Origin of the sequence: Acinetobacter sp. Q85-2 (assembly GCF_013420555.1) — a bacterium.
GTDB classification, from domain to species: domain Bacteria; phylum Pseudomonadota; class Gammaproteobacteria; order Pseudomonadales; family Moraxellaceae; genus Acinetobacter; species Acinetobacter indicus.
The window spans coordinates 1-25,591 of sequence record NZ_VOXW01000033.1 but is presented as its reverse complement, the minus strand read 5'-3'; the positions used below and the strand labels follow the sequence as shown (position 1 = coordinate 25,591).

General features: G+C 40.1%; 19 protein-coding genes and 3 pseudogenes. 3 read left to right on the top strand and 19 right to left on the bottom strand.

The window, feature by feature from the left end:
- Window positions 1-126: 126 nt before the first annotated feature.
- The 10 genes and pseudogenes from FTT68_RS13490 to FTT68_RS13445 all read right to left on the bottom strand — a co-directional run.
- Window positions 127-276: pseudogene (locus FTT68_RS13490) on the bottom strand (IS5/IS1182 family transposase); the annotation flags it as partial.
- A gap of 91 nt (window positions 277-367) precedes the next feature.
- Window positions 368-1,108 (bottom strand): M48 family metallopeptidase, encoded by a 741-nt coding sequence (locus FTT68_RS13485; protein ID WP_180057733.1) that lies wholly within the window; start codon window positions 1,106-1,108, stop codon window positions 368-370.
- Window position 1,109: 1 nt separating this feature from the next.
- Window positions 1,110-4,391, bottom strand: a complete 3,282-nt coding sequence (locus tag FTT68_RS13480; protein ID WP_180057734.1) for a type I restriction endonuclease subunit R — start codon at window positions 4,389-4,391, stop codon at window positions 1,110-1,112.
- A gap of 38 nt (window positions 4,392-4,429) precedes the next feature.
- Window positions 4,430-5,770, bottom strand: coding sequence for an anti-phage deoxyguanosine triphosphatase (locus FTT68_RS13475; RefSeq protein WP_180057736.1), 1,341 nt, complete (start codon window positions 5,768-5,770; stop codon window positions 4,430-4,432).
- A gap of 71 nt (window positions 5,771-5,841) precedes the next feature.
- Entirely contained in the window at window positions 5,842-6,786 is a 945-nt protein-coding gene (locus tag FTT68_RS13470) for an endonuclease NucS domain-containing protein (RefSeq protein WP_180057738.1), read from the bottom strand.
- Window positions 6,786-7,943: a restriction endonuclease subunit S gene (locus FTT68_RS13465; RefSeq protein WP_180057740.1), complete on the bottom strand. Its 1,158-nt coding sequence runs from the start codon at window positions 7,941-7,943 to the stop codon at window positions 6,786-6,788. The genes FTT68_RS13470 and FTT68_RS13465 overlap by 1 nt, the downstream gene beginning before the upstream one ends.
- Window positions 7,933-9,456, bottom strand: coding sequence for a type I restriction-modification system subunit M (locus FTT68_RS13460; protein WP_180057742.1), 1,524 nt, complete (start codon window positions 9,454-9,456; stop codon window positions 7,933-7,935). The genes FTT68_RS13465 and FTT68_RS13460 overlap by 11 nt, the downstream gene beginning before the upstream one ends.
- A complete protein-coding gene (locus tag FTT68_RS13455) occupies window positions 9,456-10,076 on the bottom strand; it encodes a restriction endonuclease subunit S (protein WP_180057745.1) in 621 nt (206 codons plus the stop codon). Before FTT68_RS13455 ends, FTT68_RS13460 begins: the two co-directional genes overlap by 1 nt.
- A gap of 45 nt (window positions 10,077-10,121) precedes the next feature.
- Entirely contained in the window at window positions 10,122-10,412 is a 291-nt protein-coding gene (locus FTT68_RS13450) for a hypothetical protein (RefSeq protein ID WP_180057747.1), read from the bottom strand.
- Between the two features lie 265 nt (window positions 10,413-10,677).
- The gene (locus FTT68_RS13445) at window positions 10,678-10,884 is read right to left on the bottom strand and encodes a helix-turn-helix domain-containing protein (protein WP_180057750.1); all 207 of its coding nucleotides are present in this window, start codon (window positions 10,882-10,884) and stop codon (window positions 10,678-10,680) included.
- 96 nt (window positions 10,885-10,980) lie between these two features.
- Here FTT68_RS13445 and FTT68_RS13440 point away from each other — a divergent pair, with 96 nt between their 5' ends.
- The gene (locus tag FTT68_RS13440; RefSeq protein ID WP_180057752.1) at window positions 10,981-11,460 is read left to right on the top strand and encodes a hypothetical protein; all 480 of its coding nucleotides are present in this window, start codon (window positions 10,981-10,983) and stop codon (window positions 11,458-11,460) included.
- A 202-nt stretch (window positions 11,461-11,662) separates the two neighbouring features.
- Here FTT68_RS13440 and FTT68_RS13435 read toward each other — a convergent pair whose 3' ends face one another.
- The 7 genes and pseudogenes from FTT68_RS13435 to FTT68_RS13405 form a co-directional block, all read right to left on the bottom strand.
- Window positions 11,663-12,079 carry a hypothetical protein gene (locus FTT68_RS13435; protein WP_168542628.1) on the bottom strand — a complete coding sequence of 139 codons (417 nt, stop codon included), beginning with the start codon at window positions 12,077-12,079 and terminating at the stop codon, window positions 11,663-11,665.
- A 1-nt stretch (window position 12,080) separates the two neighbouring features.
- Window positions 12,081-14,205: pseudogene (locus tag FTT68_RS13430) on the bottom strand (integrase).
- Window positions 14,198-15,754, bottom strand: coding sequence for a site-specific integrase (locus tag FTT68_RS13425; protein ID WP_180006638.1), 1,557 nt, complete (start codon window positions 15,752-15,754; stop codon window positions 14,198-14,200). The pseudogene FTT68_RS13430 and the gene FTT68_RS13425 overlap by 8 nt, the downstream one beginning before the upstream one ends.
- Window positions 15,747-16,973, bottom strand: coding sequence for a site-specific integrase (locus tag FTT68_RS13420; protein ID WP_180006639.1), 1,227 nt, complete (start codon window positions 16,971-16,973; stop codon window positions 15,747-15,749). Before FTT68_RS13420 ends, FTT68_RS13425 begins: the two co-directional genes overlap by 8 nt.
- Before the next feature lie 155 nt (window positions 16,974-17,128).
- Window positions 17,129-17,695: a single-stranded DNA-binding protein gene (gene ssb / locus FTT68_RS13415; RefSeq protein WP_005180729.1), complete on the bottom strand. Its 567-nt coding sequence runs from the start codon at window positions 17,693-17,695 to the stop codon at window positions 17,129-17,131.
- A gap of 51 nt (window positions 17,696-17,746) precedes the next feature.
- Window positions 17,747-19,111 (bottom strand): MFS transporter, encoded by a 1,365-nt coding sequence (locus FTT68_RS13410; RefSeq protein ID WP_075167305.1) that lies wholly within the window; start codon window positions 19,109-19,111, stop codon window positions 17,747-17,749.
- Between the two features lie 152 nt (window positions 19,112-19,263).
- Window positions 19,264-20,346: a DUF475 domain-containing protein gene (locus tag FTT68_RS13405; RefSeq protein ID WP_005180731.1), complete on the bottom strand. Its 1,083-nt coding sequence runs from the start codon at window positions 20,344-20,346 to the stop codon at window positions 19,264-19,266.
- 267 nt (window positions 20,347-20,613) lie between these two features.
- Here FTT68_RS13405 and tenA point away from each other — a divergent pair, with 267 nt between their 5' ends.
- Window positions 20,614-21,285, top strand: coding sequence for a thiaminase II (gene tenA / locus FTT68_RS13400; protein ID WP_168408645.1), 672 nt, complete (start codon window positions 20,614-20,616; stop codon window positions 21,283-21,285).
- Window positions 21,286-21,536: 251 nt separating this feature from the next.
- Here tenA and FTT68_RS13395 read toward each other — a convergent pair.
- Both FTT68_RS13395 and FTT68_RS13390 read right to left on the bottom strand, forming a co-directional pair.
- A pseudogene (locus FTT68_RS13395) lies at window positions 21,537-21,877 on the bottom strand (GlpM family protein).
- Between the two features lie 64 nt (window positions 21,878-21,941).
- Window positions 21,942-22,298, bottom strand: a complete 357-nt coding sequence (locus tag FTT68_RS13390; protein WP_171525390.1) for a DUF1304 domain-containing protein — start codon at window positions 22,296-22,298, stop codon at window positions 21,942-21,944.
- Window positions 22,299-22,541: 243 nt separating this feature from the next.
- Here FTT68_RS13390 and uvrA point away from each other — a divergent pair, with 243 nt between their 5' ends.
- Window positions 22,542-25,373 (top strand): excinuclease ABC subunit UvrA, encoded by a 2,832-nt coding sequence (gene uvrA / locus FTT68_RS13385; protein ID WP_005180735.1) that lies wholly within the window; start codon window positions 22,542-22,544, stop codon window positions 25,371-25,373.
- The last annotated feature ends 218 nt before the right edge of the window (window positions 25,374-25,591 follow it).

Sequence of the window (25,591 nt, the reverse complement as noted above, 5' to 3'; positions counted from 1 at the left end):
GACAAGCATCGTCATTTTATTATGGTCAGCCTCAGGGTGAAGTGTGTCTAATCAACAGGGTTTTCGGTCTCTAAGTACTTTTTAAAGGGAACATCATCGACTCAAATCTCTATTTGCAACAGTGCCGGTTTGATTTCGCCCTTGTTTGCCTTTTGATGGAGCATACCATTGCGTAGCAGGATCAAACCAAATGGCAATATTTCCGCGACTTATGAGTGCTCGGTTATATGCGGGCCAATTGGTTGTGCGGTAGATTTTGTGTGTAGGCTTCTTCATTTGAAAATTATATCGCTGAAAAAGCCTTTACAGATAGGTTTGTGCAACAAAGCCACTATGGACATAATATTAAAGAAAGCATCATAAAAGTCTATTCAAAAAACTTCACAGCCATGTTATCTAATCTCTCTTTCACCACCTCCCAATCAGGCATAACTTGATTCAATAGTTGGTAGAAACGCTCACTATGATTATGTTCAACCAAATGACAAAGTTCATGCAGAATCACATAATCAATGCAGATTGTAGGCGCTTTAACTAGATGAGGATTGAGCGTAAGTACACCTGATGGGGAGCAGTTTCCCCACTGTGTTCGCATGGTCATCAAACGAATATCAGGGTAATTTTCAACCCATAAAGCTTGTTCTAGAATATGTTGCAAACGTGCTTCGAATATGACTTTTGCTCGGGTTCTATACCATTCATTTAAATAAGATTTAATACTTTCAAGACCCATATCCAAGGTGTTTACTTCCAATCTTCCTCTCAGAAGTTTTACACCTTTTGGCTTGGTATCATCATGAATCACTTTCAATTGATATTGTTTACCCAAATAAAAGTGGCTTTCACCACTTTTATATTGGCGAGGCGTGATAAATCTACTTTGTTCACGGAACTCTCGTAATTGTTTATAGATCCAACGACTACGCTGCTTTACCGCTTCAATGATTGTTTTATCATCTGCATTTAACGGGGTTGATACAACCACCCGACAATCAGCATAGACTTTAATCAGTATCTTTTGAGTACGACTAGGACTTTCAAGCACCTCAAAATCAAGAACTTCATCACCATAAACAATGCTTAACTTTCTCTCTGGCAGCTTATTCATCCTAGAGCCCATTCAAACCGACCCGAGTAATTTGTACAATCATTTCCACAATTTTTTTGGCTTGATCCATACCACTCCCAATGGATTTACATTCACGGAACATCTGAGGTAATAGTTTTTTACGGATATCCGCTTCAATATTTTGTGGATTAATTGAGTTTTCAGCTACAGAGCTCATGACAGAAGTATCAACCTCAAAAGCGAGTTGAATCCACTTCTTTTGATTCTGTTGATCTATTATCGAGAATGCTTCAGGTAATAGTTTTTTGAATACACCATAATAAGCTTGAGCATGCTTATTACCACTGAACACATCAGGAATTTCATCTAAACGACGAGCTTCAACTTGTTCTTCGAACTCTCTAAACAGCATGTGTTGCTTCAATGGGTGATCAAACTCTTTCTCAGCCTCTTCAATAACTTGACGTAACAGCTTAGAGAAAGCCTCCTGAGCATAGGGATCATCACGCAATTGCTGCTCAATCATCTTCGTTACACGAGTTTTGATGATATCCGTTTCATTACGTGTTTTCTCTTCACTCCAATCTTCAGGCTGAGCTATTTTACCCATCTTGCCGACTTCATAAACCCCATCAGGGTCCTTAACTTCAATACCCACAACATGTTTATCAATCAGTTTTTTGACTTGCTCTGCATACTGATCGTAGTCTACTGTCTCTCCAGCATCTCGTTTCACAATCTGACGCAAGCTTGTAAATAATTTGACTGTTTCTTTGTAGTGCTGACGATCTGCATCAGAAAAGCTTTTATCTTCAAAGAAGGTTGCTGACTGCAACGCAACTTTTAAACAACTTGCGAATTCTGTGAGTGCTTCATAAAAGTCACCGCGAACTTTTAAGTGAATATCGACTAACTCACCCTCACGTTCTTCAATACGAGGGACTAAAACTTGGCGTAACTGCTCTGGATCATTTTTATTTTTAACATCAGCAAAAATTGCCCAAAGTGCTTTATACAAACGAGGTAAACGTTTGTATTCAGAGCTCATTTGCGTATACAAGCCTGTAAGATCATTGATATCATAGCCACCTTGGGTACGAGCAGCGAGATCTTGGTAATCAAGAATTGTGGAATCTAATTCTTTTAAAATACCTCGATAGTCAATCAATAAACCAAACTTTTTCATTGGATGAAGTCGGTTTACACGCGCAATTGCTTGGATCAGATTGTGCTGTTTTAAATTTTTATCAATATAAAGAACAGCATTTTTAGGTTCATCAAAACCTGTTAAGAGCTTATCCACCACTATCAGCAATTTAAGCGAATCATCTTTTTCAAAACGCTCAATTACTTGTTTGGTATAAGTTTGCTCATCCTGAGTGCCGACATTCTCCTTCCACCATTGAGTCACTTCTGGGGTAGTCGATTCATCAACATCAGTATTCCCTTCACGACTATCAGGTGGGCTCATCACCACAGCAGACTCAAACAAGCCAGACTCATCCAAGTACTTTTTATACTTAATCGCTGAAGCCTTGCTATCGCAAGCAAGCTGTCCTTTTAAACCATCATCAATATTTTTAACAAAGTGATTAGCAATATCTAACGCAATCAGGCGAATACGATCATCCGCAGTATAAATCTCACCTTTTCTCGCAAATTTACGTTTTAAATCTGCTTTTTGCTGATCATTTAAACCTTCTGTAATCCGTTCAAACCACGTATCAATCGCTCGTTCATTGACATCTAAATCAGGGATTCGCTCTTCATAGAGCAAAGGTGTTACAGTTTTATCTTCTACCGCTCTCTGCATGGTATAGGCATGAACAATAGGTCCAAACTTGTTAACGGTCTTTTCATCTTTAAGCAATGGTGTACCTGTAAATGCCACGAATGCCGCATTTGGAAGTGCGAGTTTCATACGCACATGGTTTTCACCACCTTGGCTTCGGTGCCCTTCATCAATCAGGACAATGAAGTCTGAACTTGTGTTAACACATTCAGGAAGTTTGGTTGCTGAGTTAAATTTCTGAATCAAAGAGAACATGATTCGCTCTGTACCCTTACCAATTTGTTCAGCCAAGCGTTTGCCAGAAGTCGCCATAGCGTTTTGTTTGTCTCTTTTTCCTGCCAGTTCACCACCTGATACAAAGGTTTTACTGAGTTGATCTTCTAAATCGACACGGTCAGTGACAACCAAGATACGGCATTGTTTTAAAGCCTCATGCAAGATCAAGGCCTTACTGAGAAAGACCATAGTAAAAGATTTACCTGAGCCCGTTGTATGCCAAATGACACCACCTTCACGGCCACCGTTGGTGTTCTTTGAACTAATACGCTCAATGAGTCGTTTGATACCAAAAACTTGCTGATAACGGGCAACAATTTTTCCTGCTTTTTTATCGAAAAGCGTATATTGGCGAACCATTTCAAGTAGTCGTTCAGGCTTTAATAGACTAATCAGCAGTTGATCTTGACCTGTAACAGCTAAGTCTCCACCTGCAATTAGGTTTTCATACCAATTTAAGTCATCGACTGGACGATAAGAAAATAGGCTCTGTTTTTGTGAAACAGTTAATTTCTTATTTTTAAGCGCATACATCTCTGCATCAGAAATATCTTCTTCTCGCCACGCTGCCCAAAACTTAGCAGGGGTATTACATGTGCCGTAACGCCCTTCATGTCCATTTATAGAAAGTAGTAGTTGGCTATATGCAAACAGATGTGGAATTTCATCAGGTCGCTGATTACGAAGCGTCTGAGAAATGCCTTCATTAATCGTTGGACCTTTTTTAGCCTGACTATCAGGGCGTTTTGCTTCAATTACCCCTAAAGGAATACCATTTACAAAGCAAATGATATCGGGTCTGCGTGTATCTACTCCACCTGAGCGTGTGACAGCAAATTCTTCAGTGTATGAAAAGTTATTGTTATGGATGTTATACCAATCAATCAGCGGGATCGTTGGGCTAACTTTTTTCCCGTTTACAAATTCAGTTACAGGAATGCCGTAGAACAAATGGTCATACATTTTTTCGTTGGCGGTCAGTAACCCTTCATTCAAAGCAGGGCTACAAATTTCAGCAATTAAGTTGTCTACCGACTTTGCTGAAAGTGGATATTCTTGACCCGCAAATGGAAAAGTACGTTTAGAGAGCTCTTTACGTAAAATTTGACGTAATACCACTTGGTCTTGTTTTCCATCACGGGCAGCGAGTGCCTGTGATGGAGATAAAAATGACCATCCTAAGTTAGTCAATAAGGTTAAAGCAGGAAGTTTTGCACTAAATTCTTCTTGAAACTTCGGTAAAAACATGGTCATTAATATTATCTCATTACCTAAATTGACGATTAAACGAATTAAAGTCGATCAAAAATAGAACCCTTATGTGGATAATAAATTTTTTCATACAATCTAGTCGCATATTCATCTGTCATACCCGAAATATAGTCACAAATTACTCTTTGCTTCTCAGTTTCGGTTTCAACTTGCTTATACTTTGCAACAGTAGTGCTCGGAAGTAATCTCAACGGATCTGATGCTAGTGCTTCAAATAATTCAATAACCAGTTTCTGTCCTTTAAACTCAAGTTGTTGAACATTCGTACTCTTAATTACTTTATCTTTAACTAAATCGAAAATATGTTTACGCATTTTCTCAAATTTATCTTCCAAATAAGCATTCCATTTAATTAATGGTGTCGTTGCATTTTCTATATCTGAAGAACTAACATAGGTATGTGTAATAAGTTTATGTACTAAATTACCAATTGCCTTTTTACGCTCATAACTTTCCAATGCAAAAAGTTTTTGAGTCAGTTCTGATAAATTAATTCCACATTCCGTGAATATTTCTTCAGAATTAGCAGTATGAGCTTCCCAAATTGCTTTCGTAATCATTCCTAATGAGATGGCATCTTCAAAATCATGTAGGCTGTAAGAAATATCATCAGCCAATTCCATAATAGATGTGTCTAAACCATGATGTTGAGTTTTTAAATGTCCTGTTTTAGGATCTTCTTTACACTCTAAAAAGCTTGTCCGTTCTGAATCAGTTAAAGGAGCTAATATCCAATCTTGTACAATTTCCTTTTCTTCATCTAAATAACATTTTGGTGGATGCTGCTTTGAAGCCTTAGATAACCATTTGGGCGAACTTAATGTGTCGTAAGCTTTATCACCACAAACATTGGAATAATTTACTGGGTATTTCAATACACCTAATGCTAGTCGGCGTGTAGGATTCATGCCATAACCATCAGTGTATTTGTCTAAACGAGACAAAATTCTTAAGGTTTGACCATTACCCTCAAAACCACCATGTTCTCGCATGCAAATATTTAAGGCTACTTCACCGCCATGACCAAATGGTGGGTGCCCAATATCATGTGCCAAGCAGATAGCATTCATCAATGAAAGCTTAGGCAAAGCATCTACAATTTCTTTTTCATCTTTATGACGTGATTCCTTTAACCAGCGAACAATGCCTGCGCCAATCTGAGCAACTTCCATAGAGTGTGTTAATCGAGTTCGATAAAAATCACTTTCTCCTAGCCCCAACACCTGAGTTTTAGATTGAAGTCTTCGAAATGCAGAAGAATGAATTAAACGAGCATAATCCCGTTCCCATTCATTACGAACGTCGTCATCACGTTGTATATCCTGTTTATTACGACGCTCTTCCCATACTTTATTAGACATATTACCCCCTTTAGCTTATTCAATAAGCATTTATAAAATGTTGATTATTCAAAGTTATTAAACTAAATAAGTTATTCAATAATTTTATTCAGCTTAAAACTCAACTGATAACGATAAAACTCAATATTCTGAGCCACACTCAAAGCACGACGAATTCTTAAGTCATCTTCTAGTGCAATGATGACCCCCTTCACTTGTTGATCTGCCTCAGCCAACTCATCTTTGACATAGCCCATATAGCGCTGAATTTGCCCCACAACACGATCACTTGCACGACCACGTTTTAGCTCAACCACAAGCAATGTCTTCTTATCCTTACTAATTGCTAGGATATCGATAGGACCTGTATCCGATGGATATTGCTGACCGACCAATTGACCTTCTTCGGTATAGATGTCGTATGTTGCACCCAACTCAGTTTTAGACCAATTCTCTACCAAGAAATGTTCCAAGTGCTTTTCTAAAGCAAAAGCCGTTGGATCTTCGAGTACTTCATCAGGTTCGAGATGTTCAATTGTTTCTTTACCATCAATAAGCGTTTTAAGCTCTTCTGCATACTTCGTGATATTACAGACTGCACCTGCTGATCCCGATGAGTTTTTTAGCTCTTGAGACATCAGTTCTCTAGGTAAAGTCTGTTCAAACCATTCAACTTTTCTGCGATGGCTTAACTCACCAGAAGGCACGTAGTAATAGTCTGAAATGACTTTACCCACTAAGTAATGACCATCCCCACGAGGTGTAAGGATAATGTCATCCTGTTTAATCCCTTTAGAAAGGGTATGTAACATGCCACATGCTAAGCCGGCCGAAATTTTGGTTTTATCAGGTAAAGCATCAAGGTAAACAGGGATAAAACGATGATTAAACTCACGCCAATCATCAGGCAAATCATGTGTTAAGTCTTGATCAATGTTCCAATTGGCAGCAATAAAGCCGCCTTCTAGAAACTCTTGAGCAAACACAGACTTCGCACCCGCCATAATGCGGTAATAGCTAGGATTGATTTGCATCATTAAGCAGCCACCTTGACACGTTTTTTACCTATCAAAAGTTGTTGCATCAGGGCTTTTTTCTCTTGCTTTAAACAATTAAGTTTTTTCTGTAAGGTCTCAATTTCTTGATCTGCTAGAGAAAGAATCTCAGCAATTTTTTGTTGTTCCTTCAGATTTGGTAGAGGAATTACCAAATTTGAAAAAATTGAAATCCAATGTCGTTGATGTCCGCCAACATTGAATTGCAACATTTGCATTGCTTCGAATACAAATTTAATTGAAACCCCTTTTTTAGCAGTCAAGATTTTCATAGCACTTGATTTTGCTTTAAATGGAAAGTTCACATATTTACTATCGGTTGTAAAATCATCAAATATAATTACAGGCAATTGATCTTGATAAATCCCTGAACTCTCATTGGTATAACCCAAAATGAATGTTTTACCCGCTGTTAAAACAGGAGTTTTATAACTATCACTGTAAGCAGTGGATTCCACCAAATAAGGTGTTGGCTGTTGATAGTCAAGAAGTAAGCCTAATTCAATACGTTGCCACTCTTCACTAAACCTCACCCCACTTTCATCAAGCAAACGTTTCTTACCCGTTAGCAACTGTTGCATCAATGCATTTTTCTGCTTTTGGCTATTTTCAAGCAGTTTTTCAGTAGCCGAAATTGCTTGATCCCAAGTTGACAGGATTTTGGAGATTTTTTGCTGTTCTTTAACGGGTGGGAAAGGTACCTTCATTGCTCTTAATGTTGAAAGATTCAATGCAGATTGTGAACTGCCCGATGATGAATCTCCCATTAACTTTAAAGCTACATCTGAATTCAAGAAATGAAAAATGAATTCATGATAATCAGTCCTGACTCTTCCAAGATTTCGATGAATATTCGCTGGTATAGACAGCTCAAATTTTGCCACCCTACCAATAGTACCTACAAGAGAAATCAGAATATCATTCTTTAAAATACGAGAACGTTTATATTCTTCATCTAATTCTTTAGAAATTAAATGCAAATCTTTAGAACTAACTTGCCCATCTGATAAGTCCTTAATTTGTAGCAAAGGAATACCATTAGAACAATATTCTCCTGGTTTTAAAACACCATAGGTGATTGGTGCATCAGGTGCACATAAATCCTCTAGTTTTTTGACTTCCCACCCACTAGGCACCATAACCCAACTCCTCTAAATACTTCGCCATTTCACTTTCCAGCGCAGTCAGTTGAGCTTTTAGCTGTTCACGTTCGGCACGTACCGCCATCAAGTCAATTTCTTCCTCTTCCTCAAAAGTATCCACATAACGCGGAATGTTCAGGTTGTAATCGTTTTCCTGAATTTCCTGCAAAGTAGCAAGGTAAGAGTATTTATCCACGTTGGCACGGCTGCGATACGTTTCGACCACTTTGGCAATATTTTCTTCAGTCAATAAGTTCTGGTTTTTCCCTGACTTAAACTCGCGGCTTGCATCAATAAACAAAACCGAATCATCAGACTTTTGCTTTTTGAAAATTAAAATCGCAGCAGGAATACCCGTACCGTAGAACAACTTTTCAGGTAAACCAATCACCGCATCTAATAAGTTTTCGTTAATCAATTTCTCACGAATCTTACCTTCAGATGAGCCACGGAATAACACACCATGTGGAACCACAACACCCATACGACCAGTAACAGGTTTAAGCGTCTCAATCATGTGTGAGATAAAGGCATAATCACCTTTGGTCTTTGGTGGTAAACCACGACGGAAACGATCAAACTTATCATTTTCAGCTTGCTCATAACCCCACTTGTCTAATGAGAATGGCGGGTTTGCAGTCACAATATCAAACAGCATTAAGTCGCCATTTTTATCCAATAATTTTGGGTTACGAATGGTATCGCCCCACTCAATTTTGTGGTTGTCTTCACCATGCAAGAACATGTTCATCTTGGCTAATGACCACGTTGAACCAATCGCTTCCTGCCCGTAGAGTGCATATTCTTTACTATCGTGATTACTAACAACCTTACGACCACACTTCATCAACAATGAACCAGAACCACAGGCAGGGTCACAAATACTGTCGCCTTTTTGCGGATCAAGTAACTCAGCAATTAAGTCCGAAACTTCAGGTGGTGTATAGAATTCACCTGCCTTTTGACCACCACTCGCAGCGAAGTTTTTAATCAAAAATTCGTAACCGTTACCAATCACATCAAGTGAACCTACACGGCTTGGTTTTAAATTCAATTCAGGCACAGCAAATACTTCTAAAAGATCTTTTAGAATGGTGTTTTTTTGCTTTTCTTCACCCAATTTATCGGTATTAAATGAGATATCTTGGAAAACGCTTTTGCCTACATCTTTCAGCTTTGTACCATTGGCTTCTTCAAGTGCATGTAAAGCCATATCTATACGTTCACCATTCCCGGGCTCAAAACGATGCTCAAGCAAGGTATAGAAATTAGATTCACGAGGCAGTACAAAACGCTCGTTTTTCATCATTTCTTCAATCAGTTCAGGTTCATCACCATATTCGTTTTTATAATTGTCGTAGTGGTCTTGCCATACATCAGAGATGTACTTTAAGAACAGCATTGTCAAAATATAGTCTTTATAGGTATCTGCACTCACCGTGCCACGGAATACATCACATGCCGACCAAAGGGCTTTATTGACGGTATCTTGATTAATTTGAGTAACCATTATTTGTTTCCTTGGAGCAGTTGTTTAAACATGCCCATCATCATTCGTTCACGATTTTTAAGTAATTGCTGGGTCAAGATCTGCTCTTGCTCCCAAAGACGGTTTAATTCGATTATGCGTTGCTGAATGTCCAAGCTAGGGACTTCAACCTCAAATTGGTTGACTGTTGATACACTAAGCATCGGCATCTTAGAACCCTGACTTTCTTTGCGTAACTCGTATTGCACATGAGGTTGATTCAAGTACCAGCATAAGTATTCAGGTAGTACATTTTTATTTGGCATCAAAATCAAAAATTGACTACTCACAATGAGTGGTAATGCTTTTGATTGATCTTGATGGCCTACAAAATAATGTGCTTTGAGATACTCTCCACGACAGGGTAGCAACACGGACTCAGGCGATACGATTGCGTTATCTTTACCTTGCCAATCAATTTGCGGTAAAGCATCTGTAAAAAGCGTATAACTACATGTATCCGTTGCTATATTACGAATGTCTTTGATCTGCAATACGTGGGCATTGCCTAACTCGACTTCCTCAACTTTTTCACGGAATGTAAAACCTGTTCGAATCTCTGCAAGGTCGCTCAGTTTTACGGTTTTTTTTACATTTGACATAAATATTTACTCTGAAAGAGATTGAGCCACCCTTGACTCACATAGTTAAGCAGCCTTACCTAAGTTATCTTTTAACCAAGTGGTCATCTGACTATTCCGATCTGAATTTACTTTATGCCAAGCTGCTTCACCTTTTAACCTTGTAACTAATAAACCGTCATCAGCATCTAGAACCGTCTGAAGATCATTGCGAATGTCCACCGCAGATTTGTCAGAAATAACAAGCCAACAGGATTTTAAAGGACGACACCAATTCGAATAAGATTGGATCTTTTTATACAGCTCATCATAGTTACGTTGCTTACGCAGGTCATAATTGATCTGATATACTTTCATTTGTTCTTAACTCCTAATGTTTAGTCGCGTTATTGGTTTTGAATTTGATGACAGGCGGCCACCTGTCATCACAAATTAATACAGTAGGTAGACTATGCAAAACCTGTTACATCAGGATAATGGGGCGTTTTTTACTCAATGTCAATTGTTTTTTTGCAGTAGCGCGCCTACTAAGATGAAAAACCCCTAAAAAAATACTACCATTTTCAATGCAAAATATTGTTTTTAAACATAATTTTCTATTAAAACTAAGTTAAATATATTTCTATTCAAAAAAATTAATGATTTGAATATCTAAAGCTTTTGATATTTCATAAAGCTTGAGCACAGTAATGTTAACCTCACCTCTCTCTATCCGCCCCATATAACTACGATCTAAACCACACATAAGGGCTAACTTTTCTTGAGAAAGGCCTTTTTCTTTTCTAGCGTTACGTATTTTTTGACCTAGTAAACTTGCTAATTCTGTCATTTAATTTAAATGCTCAAAAAACAGAACTATCATCATTTACGGATTAAACATCCACGGACTATAATCCTCTTTTTAATAAGTAAAAATTGTTCAGTTATGGCAAGAAATACTCATTTACCACTGTATGATGATTTTTTAGACTTATTCATAAATCACGAAGTCAATAATTGGCAAGCTAAAGATTTTTGGGAGAAAATGCTGACATCTAGACCAAACATGCCAAAAACTGCTAAAAGACGTATGTACTCAGGCCTAAAAATCCTTTTGAATTTTAAATATTTGGAAGTCAATCCCACTACATCTTCAAAAAAATCCTTTCGTTATAAAGAAACACCTAGACTGAATGATTTAAGAAATCATTATAAAAAACAGAAGCTTCAAGATATTTTTATGTCAAAAAAAAGTGATTTATTGATAGAATTGGAGGAAAAAGAGAATAATATCGAATTCTTAAATACTTTATTAGCTAATGATGCGACGCTAGAAAAATATTTCATTACCCATAAACATGAGATTGAGAAAGATATAAAAAAAATAAATTCCAATATTAAGTTAATGGAGGAAATATTAAGCTAGATAAAAAATTGATCATAAAATCGTCATTTCAATAAAAATATAATATGAAGTGACATTACAATAAAGGCATAACTATTATTTACAGTCTCCAATAGACTTATAAGTTTTATAGCTCTAACTTTATGTCTTTAATATATTTTGTTGCATCTTAATGACATTGAAGCAATCTTAGCTTTTGAGAGCCTACTTTAGGCTCTCGTACCTAGGAGTTCTTTTTAGACAAAGGCTCATTGAGCTTATCAATACTCACCCCATATTTATGAGCATTGTATTGCCAAACTACGAACTGCTCTAAAAGCATTGAATTCTCTTTTTCTAGTCTCTCTAACTTACTTTCCAATGCATCAATTTTGACTTGAGCTATTTTCAAACTTGCAGGAAGTTTTTGCTGTTTGGTTTTTAAGATTTTTAATGCTGCTGGAGATTTTTTTCCTAGATCATAAGCATTCTTAATTCTTTCAAATTTTTGTAGGGTTTGGCGAGTTGGTGCAGGTACAATCTCTAGTTGTACTTCAATTGCTTTGCATAATTTCTCCCACGTTAACTTTTCATTTGGCGACCAATAATCAAGAATTTCAACAATATCTTGTACATTCTGATCTGTTAGATGCTGTGCCATATTAGCTCCATAAATCCAATGATAAAGAATCATGTAAAACTGACTGCTCTTCAAGCTTTTTCCGTTGAGTATTCTCAATAACGGGGATACGTTTACGACCTGCTTTTTGATACGCTAAATCGAGATGTGTAACATCTTCAGAAGGAGGCAGACTCAAAGGTGTTCCATCGGGAATGTTTGGATCATCCAGTAGAGTAATCATCTGTTCACAACGGTTAATTGTTTGCTCTCTCACCTCAAGCCATACCGTTGCACCAGTAACATTTTTACTAACAGCCTCCTTATCCTTTGCCCATAAGATTTTTTCTTTTCTAAGTCGATCTTGAAGCCGTTTTTTCTTTTCTTCATCCCCCTTAATACAGACATGTTCCGTACAATTAAGACAATTTCTATACTTTAGGCAGGGTTCATCAATATAAGAATGTGTACAAAATCCAAACTCGGTAGTGTGCATAGACAATGTTGTTTTGGTATTTAGCTCTTGTAGAGTTCGAGGTGTAGCTATTTGGAATGTAAATGTACTATCAGTATTTACTGTACCAACCTCATTTTTCTGCATCTCAATTAAGCTAAAATTACGATCTTCAACCGAAGTATGGTCATATACTCGATTTTGCTTCATATCAGCCCGCCCTGACCATTTAGCGAGTAACATGCTATCCATTCCATTGGTATTTGCTATCGTATTGAGAAGATGCCTAAATTGATGTGTAGACACACTGTAGTCACCATATCCCCATCGTTGGAAAATGGATTGAACATTTGCTAACTCATCACGTCCTTTCTTCTTTTTTTTTGGTGGGAGATAAGTCCTCATTTAAAGTATCAATATGTGGTATCCATAATTCTGAGTAAATAGTTGCTTTACCACTATGGAATTGGTTTGCGAAACAACAAAATAAAGCTTCAGACCATTTAACCTGTACGCCATTACCTGTTTTAAAAGGTACGTAAGGAAAGCCATCTGGCAATCTATTTCGCAAGATAATATTTAAATCGTTGAGGCAGACTTTATAATCATCAATAGGTATATCACGAGTTCTTAAAAAACTTATTCCTGAATTATTTGCAGTATATGAATCTTCATAAGATGATAAATCAAAACCCATTGCCGATAAAACTTCACTACGTTTTAACAATTGATCATCAGGCACTTTGGGACAAAGCTCATGTCTTGGAAATTTATCGCTTGTCTCAAGCAAATATGCTAAATGTCTAGACTTTTCTGACATCTTAATCAAACGTGCAATAGCCCGTTTTACCGTTGGGATCATGACACTTGGAATGTATTTAATGTCATGCCCATAATTTTTCTGTGCATACCACCTAATACCTAATACTTTCTCAATATTAGAACCATCTGCTATAAGCCCTAAACTGCTCTTAGAAAGCGTTTGGACTTCTTCCTCGTGGATACAATTATGCTTTAAGAAAAATAGCTCTGATGCTCGCTCAGGCGCAGCTAGAAGCAAACTCACAGCACTGGTGACAAAAATATCTCTATCTGACAATTCTGAATCTTTGCGTGAAAAAATATCAGCTAATGCAAAAATCGCATCCTCATCAGGAAGTTTAGATGCTCTATGTTCCTCTGACTCCTCATCTAGCACAATCGACTTATCAGCAGGTTTTTTAATTGGATTTTTCCATTCTGGTAAAGCAACTATTTTTAATTGGCGAAGAAAATCCAATAGAATCTTTAGTTGTCTACCTACATGGTAAGCAGAACTCGCTTTATAATTTACTTTTGCATTTTCAGCAGCCAAGTCAAAATCTGCAATAACCAATTTAGTTAAATCAACTTCACCATATCGGTCTAAACATATTTGTTCTATTGCCCGAATTGAAAGAATTGTATCTTGGGTTTTTAACTTACTCTTAATTCTCTGATACTTAACATACGCTTTGGCAAATTCTAAAATTGAATGATGCAAAAGATTTTCAGGTGATCTATCTTTGGATGAAATACCTGTTTTGACAAAGTTTACTTCGCCTTTCCAATAATTCTCATCAAATTTAATATCTTCATTTAATTCAGATAACTGTTTAACAAAATCAATAAACCGCTTTATTTCGGAGTAAGGAGATTGAACTTTGTCAGATGGGAAATATATTAAATCATCCATGATTGAACTCCTTACAAGCATCAATTACTTGCTGAACGGCAATAATTGTTCGGTCATTCACGGCAGCGACCTCAAGGCTACACCCCATCGTAATTAGATCATCCCGTTCTTTAATTAATTGCTCTAGAACTAGATGGTGAGGTGCATTTGCCCAAGGCATAAACTTGCTACACAGATAACATGCGATTGGTGCGTAATCGTTACAGTATTGATGTGTACCACATGAGCCGACATCACAATCCTGTTCTACACAAGAAATTCTATTCGCCTCTTTAACTTGTGATTGAGCCTCAATCTCATCCTTTACAACTTTCCCCTGAAAAGCATCTGCATATTTGCGTAAGCTTTCATCCATGATGGATGAGATTTGTTGTGCAATTTCAGGAACACTCTGTACATAACAGTGTGCATTTTGCGTATCATGATGATCTAACAGCTTTGCAATGACATTCACACCTGCTTTTTGCCTAGCCGCATTTGTTCCAAGCGTATAGCGAAACCGATATGCAGTGATATGTATTGGTTTACCGGTTTCTCTTGAACGGACACCAAGTTTTTGAACAGCATCTCTCAATATTTGAGTTAATTTGATAATAGGTAAATGAATAATTTCTGTTGGCAAAATTTGAGAAATTTCCTTTTTATTACTCCAATCCAAGTTTGTTAGCTTTTCAAGATCATAAAATAATGGTAATTCATCAACTTCATGTTTTAATAATTCTCGTTTAATTGCATTACTCAATGTTTGTTCCAGAATCCGAATATGTTCGAATAAAATTTGAGCGATACTTTCACGAATTCCCACTTCATTAAAAGCAAATCGGAATCCACTAGCACCTCTAATTTTAGCTCTCGGAATGTTAAGGATATGAACTGCATTTGTATCATTAAAATTATATTTATCCGACACATATAGGTCTTTCACCTTTAATCCTGAAATTTGACCTGGTCGTCTACCAGTCGCACAAAAAACACGAATTAGAGCAGCTTCATAATAGGAAATCTTATTTTCTGCTAAATATTCATTGGTTCTAGTGATAATTGCTTGAAATTCAAATGGGCTAAATGGGCCTTCATCTGGATCAAGGGAAAGGACTGCTGCTCCTTTTTCATTGCCACTCAATCTCCATGAATCCATTAGATCGTAAACTTCATCATCTACTGAAGAGTATCCTAAATTGTATAGTTTTTTTAAAAAGACTCTGAACTTTGCTAATTTATATTCATACTTTTTATCATTAAAATATTTTTTATATTCTAAAATTCCTTTTAAAGTAAATTCTGACTCACCTGTCAAATCAGGATATTTAAGCGCATAACGGATCATTTCTGCTGCATGTGTGCTTGAGCTATATTTAGCAAAATTGATAAAAGTATTTAATACGTCAGATCTAACTTCCTCCGAAAATTTCGAAAGATTTGAAATATCAACTTTGTTGTTAATATCCAACACCCATGTATGATCATAAATATCAACCTGATAGCCTTTGAATGTAGTAAAAGTATTTTGCGACTTATCTAAACTATCGATTCGAATTGATTTATTCATTTTCATCCTCAAAATTTTCTTGAATACTTAAACCTACTTCCATAGCTCGCTTATTTTCTGCACGTCTTGAATATCTTCTCGCACTTTGTGAATTTGGTATCCAACCCATCAGATATGCTCGATCTCTCTCAGCTTGATCTTCCGTTATTTTTCCAGCTTGAATTAAAATTTGAACTTTATCTGTATATTTATCATTCCATGTATGCCTAAATGCATGTGCATGCACATTGAATAAAACGACTTCAGAAATTTCTGAAAAAATTTTGTCTAGTGCATTAATTGAAAGCGGCTGCCCCTTATTTGATAAGATCAAAAAGTCTGTTAACTCTGCATTAGGCACTGTCGATCTATGATTTAGGATATAAGTATCCAATTTTTTCTTTAGATTCTGGTTGAGTGCAATTGATCGACTTCTGGTTTTAACCAACGGTTGATATAGCCTAGAATCACTTCCATCATGAGGATTACGCTTAATAGTAAGATACGACGTACCACCTCGAGAGCGTGTTATATCTGTAATTTTTAAATTTAATAATTCACCTTTACGACATCCAAGATATAAAAACAAATAGATAATTAGCTCATTTCTATAAGTAAGGTAATCTGAAGTCCAAATACGGTTCTGATTATCAGGATCAACTGCCTTTAAAATTTTATTTACTTGATCAGTATCAAAAGATTTGTATTCAGCCTGAATATCCATGGACTTACGAGGTCTACGAGATTTTAAAAACTGCTTTGTACTTGTTATTGCAGATGAATGAAGATGCGTCTCAAACCACCCAATATATTCGGCAAAATTAGTTAACCGCCGATATATCAATTGTTTGGATACATAGTCCTGAGTAACAACCAATTTTGCTCTAGCTCGCTCTTTGTTATTACTTTTTGGAAAACTTATGATCTTTGTTTTTGAAGCTGTCCCACTTAATCGACTGCGATTGAAACTGGTTAAATTTACTAAAGCTTCGATTTCATTTAATTTTAAAAAATCTTTACTTTTTATCCTTTGTTCCAAGTCAATTCCTAACTTATCCAACAACTGAAACAGCAACTTAATATCTTCCAGAATAGCTGTAATAGTATTGATTGATAGACCACGATTTCTTAAATGAATGATCATATATAAATTTGGATAAGTCATAGGAACACCATCACTATTCAAAAGAACAGCGAATCTCTCACCACTACTCATTACAAATCTTTTAACAGACATCATGGTTATATTTAACAAAATATCTAAGTATTAAATATCATAGATCATAAGTAAAAAAATTTACAGAACCATTTCTAGTATCTGTAAATTTCTTTTGTAACTAACTGCTAATAAAGAATAATTTTATAAACTTTACAAAACATAGTCTCTAGGGTGTACTAAAACGGTAAGTCATCATCCAAATCTGCCGGTGCAGGCGTTGCAGCAGGAGCTGGTTTCGGTTGCTGATAACCGCCCTGGTTGCCATAGCCACCACCAGCATTATTGTTGTTAAAACCACCTTGAGCTTGCGGCGCATAGCCACCCTGGTTGTTATTGCTATAACCACCGCCCTGGTTATTGTTAAAACGTGGCTGGCTAAAACCATTATCGCCCTGCTCACCTTGCTGACGACCAGAGTCCAGCATCTGCATTTGCTCGCCACGAATTTCTGTGGTGTAGCGTTCCTGACCATTCTGATCGGTCCACTGACGGGTACGCAATGAACCTTCAATATAGACTTTTGAACCTTTGCGTAAGTATTGCTGCGCGATTTCACCTAAACGGTTATGCAGCACAATACGGTGCCATTCGGTTTGCTCTTTACGCTCACCGGTGGTTTTATCGGTCCACGCATCACTGGTGGCAATGGAAAATTGAGTAAGCGAGCCACCATTCGGGAAAGTTTTTGTTTCTGGATCTCGACCTAAAGTACCAACTAAAATGACCTTATTTACACCACGCATCAGCTGTATTCTTCCTATTTGTTTCTATTATTTACTTTATAAGAGTTATGCTTAAATGGCTACCTCTTTACCCAACAAGTGCGTTAATTGTTGTCGCGCAGTATCATCAATTTGCTGTTTATCGACTTTTATATAGGCAACTTGCTGTTCAGACATCACCACGACTTCTTCAATACCATGAATGGCCAAAAGTTGAGAAGTCCACTCATCCGTTTGTTTGGCCTCAGGCAGGCGAAATACCATCGACGACAGATAACGCGGCTGGGCCAGACCAAAACTCATCAGCAGCCAAATTATAGCAACTGCGGTCAGAATACTCCAACCCATCGCCGTGTTATTCAGCAGTAACAGTTGCCCGCCAATCATGCCGCCAAAGAAGGCACCGAGGAACTGGCTGCTGGCATTGACGCCCATTGCAGTGGCTTTGGATTGAATCGGTGCCGCCTTCGATAACCAGGACGGTAACAGCGCTTCCATCACGTTAAAGGCAATAAAAAACAGGCCCAGTCCAATCAGCAGGATATATTTAGATTCAAAACCAAAAATCATCACGATCAGGCCAAGAATAATCCCGCCAATCGCGGTCAGGAAAATACCGCGCATTTTGCGATATTTTTCCGCCAGAATAATACTGGGGAAGGCAAAAAACAGACTCAGCACCAGCAGCGGCAAATACACCCAGCCGTGACTGGACAATGGCAGACCGGCATATTCAATCAGCTGCGGCGGTGCATAAATAAACATCGCCGTTAGCAGTAAATGCAGGGTAAAAACTGACAGATGCAGGCGGTTTAAATCGCCCATTTTTAGCACCTGTTTGAGCTGCGGCAAATAGCCCTGCTGGAAATTACGATGATGGCGCGTGACTTTAGGCACCAGCAGCAACATGGCAATGGCCGCCAGTCCCATAATGGTGGTCACCCAGAACAGCCCGGAAATACCAACCAGTCCGGTCAGCCACGGCCCGGCACTAAAGGCAATCACGAAGGATAAACCAATACTCATGCCCATCATGGCCATGGCTTTGGTGCGCTGTTCTTCACGGGTGACATCGGCCAGTAAAGCCATCACCACGGCAGAGACTGCGCCGCCACCGGCAATGGCCCGGCCAATGATGACCCCATAAATGGTCTCTGACATTGCAGCAATGGCACCGCCTAAAGCAAACAGTAACAGTCCAAGCACCACCAGCGGTTTACGGCTATAGCGATCAGCAATCAGGCTAAATGGAATCTGTAAAATGGCCTGGGTCAGACCATACACCCCAACCGCCAGACCAATTAAGGTCGGGGTTGCATATTGATAGGATTGCCCTGCCACCGAGAAAACCGGAATAATCATGAACAGACCCAACATGCGTAAGGCAAAAATACTGCTTAAGGCAAAAGTTGAACGGCGTTCTAAGGCATTCATCATATCAATAGGCTAAGTGCAACAATTTTGTATGCGAATATCCTACATCATTCATGCTGCAGATGCTGCGATATTCAGCACAATATTCTGCATCTGAACTACCAGTCATAAAAAAAGGTGCAATTGTTTGCACCTTCTTCAGATCAGACTGCAACTTAGTGCAGTGCCTGACGTTTTTTATATTGAATTGAGGCAAATACCGCCCAGACAATAAAGGCCACACCAATCAGGCCGGTGACCACTTCCGGGACATGTAAACCGGTTCCGCTGGCAATCATGATAAAGGCCAGCGCACCAATCGCATAATGCGCACCATGTTCCAGGTAAATATAAGCATCCAGGGTGCCTTTTTCTACCAGATAAATGGTCATCGAACGCACGAAAATCGCGCCAATCGCCAGACCCAGCATGATAATTACCACATCCGAAGTAATCGCAAAGGCACCAATCACACCGTCAAAACTGAACGAGGCATCCAGCACTTCCAGATACAAGAAGCCACCAATACCGGCTTTCACCACACCGGTCGGCACGCCATTTTCATCATGACGAATCGCATTGCCATTTTCATCGACTTCAGGTTCGCCACCCAGTAAATGACTCAATACCTGTACGCCAATATAGATCACGATGCCCCAGATACCGGCCATGGTCACCACCAGGCGTTTATCTTCGACCACATTGGCCGCCATGATCAGCAAGGCCACCAGTGCAATAAAGACCGACATAGCCGGTACGCTGGCCAGATTGGATAAACGGCGCTCAATCCAGCGGAACCAGTGGGTGTCTTTTTCATCATCGAGAAAGAAGTTCAGGAACACCATTAACAGGAAGGCACCACCAAATGCTGCAATTTCAGGATGATGTGCCATTAATTTGGCCGAATATTCTTTCGGATTATTCAGTGCCAGCTGCACCACTTCCATCATGCCCATATCGGCTGTGACGGCAACAATCACCACCGGGAAAATTAAACGCATACCGAATACGGCAATCAGAATCCCGACCGTCAGGAACAGCATTTTCCAGAAATGGTCCCAACCGCGCAGGACTGATGCGTTAACAACCGCGTTATCAAACGATAACGACACTTCCATAATGGCGAGAATGGCCGTAATGGTCAGTGCTGTGAACATGGTTTTCAGGCCTGCTTCCGGGCCGTGGGTATAGCCCCAATAAGCAGACAAACCGAGACACACGATCGTAAATGCAATAGAGAAACCAAAATGTTTCATCATGACAAATCGACCTATGACATTATTAGATAAAGAAATTCGGTAAATATTAAACTTGAATTACACCGAATGCGCCGCGTGCATCCTGCTGAAGACATGCAGGACCTCGGCGATAGAGATATGGCCGCTATTATGACGCTTTTTGATGACGATGCCAAAACACTTCGTATGCTTTTTTGTTGATTCTGATACAAATCAAAGCGGCTCATCTTTGCAGCGCAAGTATGCTAGTCTTTGGGCATTGATCTTGATGCTTTACAGGAACCGGACATGCGTTTTTCTGAACAATTGTGGCAACAGAATTTAGAACTGTATCAAAACACCCTGGCCCTACCCTTTAACCAGGAACTGGCGCAAGGCAGCCTAAGTCGTGAGGCCTTTAGCCACTATGTGATTCAGGATGCGCATTATTTACTGGCCTATGGCCGCGCGCTGGCGGTGTGTGCTGCCAAAGCCTTTGATGCCGATGATGTGATCCAGTTTGCCGAAGCCGCCAAGGTGGCGATTGTGGTGGAACGTTCGCTACATAACGGCTTTATGCAGGATTTTGGCATTAGCAAAGAACAGTTTGAAAATACGCCGCTGACCCTGGCCTGCCATCATTACACCAGTTATCTGGTTGCCACTGCCTGGTCGGAGAGTTATCCGGTGGTGCTAGCCTCATTATTGCCATGTTTCTGGATTTATGCCGAAGTCGGTAAAGATATTGTCGGTAACTCGGTCGCCAACAATCCGTATCAGGCCTGGGTCGATACCTATGCCGGCGAAGAATTCCATACCGCAGTGCGCAATGTGATTGCCACGGTTGACCGCGTGGCCGAGCGCTGTGATGAAGACACACTGGCGAAAATGCGTCAGGCCTATACCACGGCTGCCAAACTGGAATGGCTGTTCTGGGATAGCGCTTATGATCAAAGACAGTGGTTAGGTGTGGATGATTAATCCAAAATACCTATTTCTTTTCGGCGGAGTCTTACAGCTATAACATAAATTGAAACAGCTCATTCGTTACTTTGGTTTCGCCCAAAGTAACCAAAGGCATTTGCCATTCGCAAAACTCGTCGATTACCGAAAAATATAAAATTTTTCGCAGAAACATTACTTTAAAAAAGTAGTTCTGCCTCGAACAGTTGCGAATGGCTATTCCACGATAGCAAATATTTTTGATGCTTTAATTTTTGTTTATTAAATCATTACTGCTGAAACATCTGCCAGCCATAAATCAGCCCTGCCGCAGCCACAATCCAGCAAAGCGTTGCTATGCCTAAACAGGATCACATCAACATTTTGCTTGCCAGCATATAAACCATCAGCAGATAAATGGCATAGGGAATTAAAGACCATAAACCCAATAATGCCATTTTACGCAAAGCTTCTGCACCCTACTGTTGCGACACAATCACATGGGCGATTAAAGCAAAAGTCGAAAAGAGTGACACCAGACCGGCGATATAAAACGCTTTATTCTTGGACAGAAGGAAAATAATAAGTACAACCGCTGCCCTAAAATATATTTCAAAAATAAAGCCAGCATCCCGACCCATCCGAACTGATCAATTGATTAAGCCGCATAGTCTAAGCTGCAAAATATCGTTTACTTAAACTAAGTTCAGCACAATCAAAGCCAGCAGTGCAGGCAATGCCTGAATATAAATAATCTTTTTACTTGCGGTAATACCGCCATAAATCCCAGCAACCAGCACGCAGCCCAAAAAGAAATTCGCCAGTGCAGGTGCATAGCTTACAGGCGCAAGTAACGACCAGATCAGGCCTGCGGCTAAAAAACCATTATACAGACCCTGATTTTGTGCCAGCACCTTGGTCAGTTTTGCCTTTTCCGCAGTATTGCCAAAGGCTTTCATGCCCAGAGGTTTATCCCACAAAAACATTTCCAAAATTAAAATATAGAGATGCAACCCAGCAATCAGGGCGATCATAACTTTTGTAATAATCATGAGATTTCCGTTTTTTATTTTTCAGACGATATTTTGTATTTTAACGATGAATTAGTCGAAATACTGAATTTCAATATCTAAATCTATGACTTGCAGGTACAGAGAAAGACCATTTCCATGCCTTGAGTTTCAATCCTTGACCAGTCCGACACAAAATGTCGTTTAAATTCTTTTTAATACAGCTTGAACATTTTTCATGCGCTATCATATAGAGGTTTTAAATGAATTTTCTAGGATCATTGCATGAGCCAAAGTCATATCCGTATTCGAGGCGCACGTACCCATAACCTGAAGAATGTGAACCTTGATATTCCACGCGACAAGTTTGTGGTGATTACGGGACTTTCCGGTTCAGGTAAATCTTCCCTGGCTTTCGATACCCTGTATGCCGAAGGACAGCGCCGTTATGTCGAATCGCTCTCGGCCTATGCGCGCCAATTCCTGTCACAAATGGAAAAACCGGAAGTCGACTCGATTGAAGGCTTAAGTCCGGCCATTGCCATTGAACAAAAATCGACCAGCCACAACCCGCGTTCTACCGTCGGCACCATTACCGAAATTTATGACTATTTACGTCTGCTCTATGCACGCGTGGGTACGCCCTACTGTCCGGAACATGACTTGCCGATGGTGGCGCAGACCGTGTCTGAAATGGTCGATGTAGTTAAAGGTCTGGAAGAAGGCACCGCCCTGCTGCTGTTAGCACCCGTGGTACGTGAACGTAAAGGCGAATATACCCATCTGTTTGAACAGCTGCAAAGCCAGGGTTTTGTCCGTGCCCGGGTAGATGGCGAAATTATGGAGATTGATCCGCCACCAGAACTGGACAAAAAGAAAAAACACAGCATTGAAGTGGTGGTCGACCGTTTTAAAGTCCGGGATGATTTGGGCAACCGTATTGCCGAAAGTTTTGAAACCGCTTTACGTTTAGGCGGGGATATTGCGATTTTATCGTGGATGAAAGGCGAACATCCGGACCGGGTGTTCTCGGCCAAACACTCCTGCCCAGAATGTGACCGTGCCGTGGCTGAACTGGAACCGCGCCTGTTTTCATTTAACAACCCGTTTGGTGCCTGTCCGGTCTGTGATGGCCTGGGCACACGCAGCCATTTTAGTGCTGACAAGCTCATTCCCAATCCGGAACTTTCTTTAAGCCAGGGTGCGATTCGTGGCTGGGACCGTCAGCGTCCTTATTATTATGGCATGCTGCAAAAAGTCGCCGATCATTATGATTTTTCGCTGGATACACCGTGGAATGAACTGGACAAAGACACCCAGAAAAAATTTCTCTACGGCAGTGGCCGGGAAAAAATTGACCTGAGCTATGTCGATGAACGTGGTCGTCGCCATAACCGGGTACAACCATTTGAAGGGATTTTGCCGCATCTGGAACGCCGCTATCGTGAAACAGAAAGTAATTATGTCCGCGATGACCTGGCGCAGTATCTCTCCAATGCCGCCTGTGATGCCTGTGACGGCTCACGTCTGAATGAAATTTCGCGTCATGTGCGAGTCAAAGACAAAACCATCAGCCAGATTACCAAAATGTCGATTGGTGACGCCGAGCATTACTATCAGAACCTAAATCTGGAAGGTGCCAAAGGCGAAATTGCCGATAAAATTTTTAAGGAAATCCGTGAACGTCTGCACTTTCTGGTCTCAGTCGGTCTGAACTATTTAAGTCTGTCGCGCTCTGCCGAAACGCTCTCGGGTGGTGAAGCCCAGCGCATCCGACTGGCATCGCAGATTGGTGCCGGGTTAATGGGCGTAATGTATGTGCTGGATGAACCGTCTATTGGTCTGCATCAGCGTGATAATGACCGCCTGCTGGAAACCCTGATTCGCCTGCGTGATCTGGGCAATACCGTACTGGTGGTCGAACATGATGAAGATGCGATTCGCGCCGCAGACCATATTATTGATATCGGGCCAGGCGCCGGCGTACATGGCGGGAATGTGATTGCCGAAGGGACCTATCAGGAACTGGCGGCCAATGCCAACTCTCTGACCGGTCAATACCTGTCGGGCAAGCTCAAGATTGAAGTACCAAAACAGCGCACTCAGCCACCTAAACCGGATGAACAGATCAAGCTGATGGGTGCCTGTGGCCATAACCTGAAAAATGTCGATCTGACCCTGCCTTTAGGCGTGATGACCTGTGTTACCGGGGTATCCGGTTCGGGCAAATCAACCCTGATTAACCGTACCCTGCTGCCATTGGCCGCAACCCAGCTGAATGGCGCCACCACGCTCAGCGCGGAAAAGTTTGACACCATTGAAGGACTGCAATTCCTGGATAAAGTGGTGGATATTGACCAGAGTCCGATTGGCCGCACCCCGCGTTCCAATCCGGCCACCTATACCGGTCTGTTTACCCCAATTCGTGAACTGTTTGCCCAGACGCCTGAAGCCAAAGGCCGCGGTTATGCGGCGGGCCGTTTCTCCTTTAACGTCAAAGGCGGACGCTGCGAGGCCTGTGAAGGTGATGGCATGATTAAAGTCGCCATGCACTTCCTGCCGGATATGTATGTCCCCTGTGATGCCTGCCATGGCAAACGCTATAACCGCGAAACCCTGGAAGTGCATTACAAAGGCAAAAATATTTCCGATGTGCTGGAAATGACGGTCGAAGATGCCATGCATTTCTTTGATGCCATTCCGGTGATTCACCGCCGTCTGGAAACCTTGAATCAAGTCGGTTTAGGTTATATCCGTCTGGGTCAGTCAGCCACCACCTTATCTGGTGGTGAAGCGCAGCGGGTCAAACTGGCACGCGAACTGGCAAAACGGGATACCGGTAAAACCCTGTACGTGCTGGATGAACCAACCACCGGTCTGCATTTCCATGACATTGCCAAACTACTGGACATCCTGCATGAGCTGCGCAACAAGGGAAATACCATTGTGGTGATTGAACACAATCTGGATGTGATTAAAACCGCAGACTGGATTGTGGATTTAGGCCCGGAAGGCGGTGCCGGCGGCGGGATGATTATTGCCGAAGGTACCCCGGAAGAGGTGGTGAAAGTGAAAGCCTCCCATACCGGAAAATTCCTGAAACCGATGTTAAAATAAAATGAAAGGGCTCTGAGGAGCCCTTTTCTTTGTTATTAGATTCACCTGAAAAATATCAAGATATATATTTAAAATATTTTTCTATTTTAATTTAACCTGAATCGCGGATAAGAAATTGACTTGAAAAATAAGAGGACTAGAGCCATCAGTTGAGTTACCACACCAAACTCACAACTCTAGTCCTGATGTTCAATAGTACCGAATTATTCTGCGTAATT

Bases quoted from the DNA above. Each gene is read 5' to 3' on its own strand.
- FTT68_RS13485 (WP_180057733.1), bottom strand. From the start codon at position 1,108: ATGAATAAGCTGCCAGAGAGAAAGTTAAGCATTGTTTATGGTGATGAA.
- uvrA (WP_005180735.1), top strand. From the start codon at position 22,542: ATGAGCCAAAGTCATATCCGTATTCGAGGCGCACGTACCCATAACCTG.
- FTT68_RS13465 (WP_180057740.1), bottom strand. From the start codon at position 7,943: ATGGTGCCTAGTGGGTGGGAAGTCAAAAAACTAGAGGATTTATGTGCA.
- tenA (WP_168408645.1), top strand. From the start codon at position 20,614: ATGCGTTTTTCTGAACAATTGTGGCAACAGAATTTAGAACTGTATCAA.
- FTT68_RS13475 (WP_180057736.1), bottom strand. From the start codon at position 5,770: ATGTCTAATAAAGTATGGGAAGAGCGTCGTAATAAACAGGATATACAA.
- FTT68_RS13425 (WP_180006638.1), bottom strand. From the start codon at position 15,754: ATGAATAAATCAATTCGAATCGATAGTTTAGATAAGTCGCAAAATACT.
- FTT68_RS13445 (WP_180057750.1), bottom strand. From the start codon at position 10,884: ATGACAGAATTAGCAAGTTTACTAGGTCAAAAAATACGTAACGCTAGA.
- FTT68_RS13420 (WP_180006639.1), bottom strand. From the start codon at position 16,973: ATGATGTCTGTTAAAAGATTTGTAATGAGTAGTGGTGAGAGATTCGCT.
- FTT68_RS13480 (WP_180057734.1), bottom strand. From the start codon at position 4,391: ATGACCATGTTTTTACCGAAGTTTCAAGAAGAATTTAGTGCAAAACTT.
- FTT68_RS13440 (WP_180057752.1), top strand. From the start codon at position 10,981: ATGGCAAGAAATACTCATTTACCACTGTATGATGATTTTTTAGACTTA.
- FTT68_RS13470 (WP_180057738.1), bottom strand. From the start codon at position 6,786: ATGATGCAAATCAATCCTAGCTATTACCGCATTATGGCGGGTGCGAAG.
- FTT68_RS13460 (WP_180057742.1), bottom strand. From the start codon at position 9,456: ATGGTTACTCAAATTAATCAAGATACCGTCAATAAAGCCCTTTGGTCG.
- FTT68_RS13435 (WP_168542628.1), bottom strand. From the start codon at position 12,079: ATGGCACAGCATCTAACAGATCAGAATGTACAAGATATTGTTGAAATT.
- FTT68_RS13410 (WP_075167305.1), bottom strand. From the start codon at position 19,111: ATGATGAATGCCTTAGAACGCCGTTCAACTTTTGCCTTAAGCAGTATT.
- FTT68_RS13405 (WP_005180731.1), bottom strand. From the start codon at position 20,346: ATGATGAAACATTTTGGTTTCTCTATTGCATTTACGATCGTGTGTCTC.
- FTT68_RS13455 (WP_180057745.1), bottom strand. From the start codon at position 10,076: ATGTCAAATGTAAAAAAAACCGTAAAACTGAGCGACCTTGCAGAGATT.
- FTT68_RS13450 (WP_180057747.1), bottom strand. From the start codon at position 10,412: ATGAAAGTATATCAGATCAATTATGACCTGCGTAAGCAACGTAACTAT.
- FTT68_RS13390 (WP_171525390.1), bottom strand. From the start codon at position 22,298: ATGATTATTACAAAAGTTATGATCGCCCTGATTGCTGGGTTGCATCTC.
- ssb (WP_005180729.1), bottom strand. From the start codon at position 17,695: ATGCGTGGTGTAAATAAGGTCATTTTAGTTGGTACTTTAGGTCGAGAT.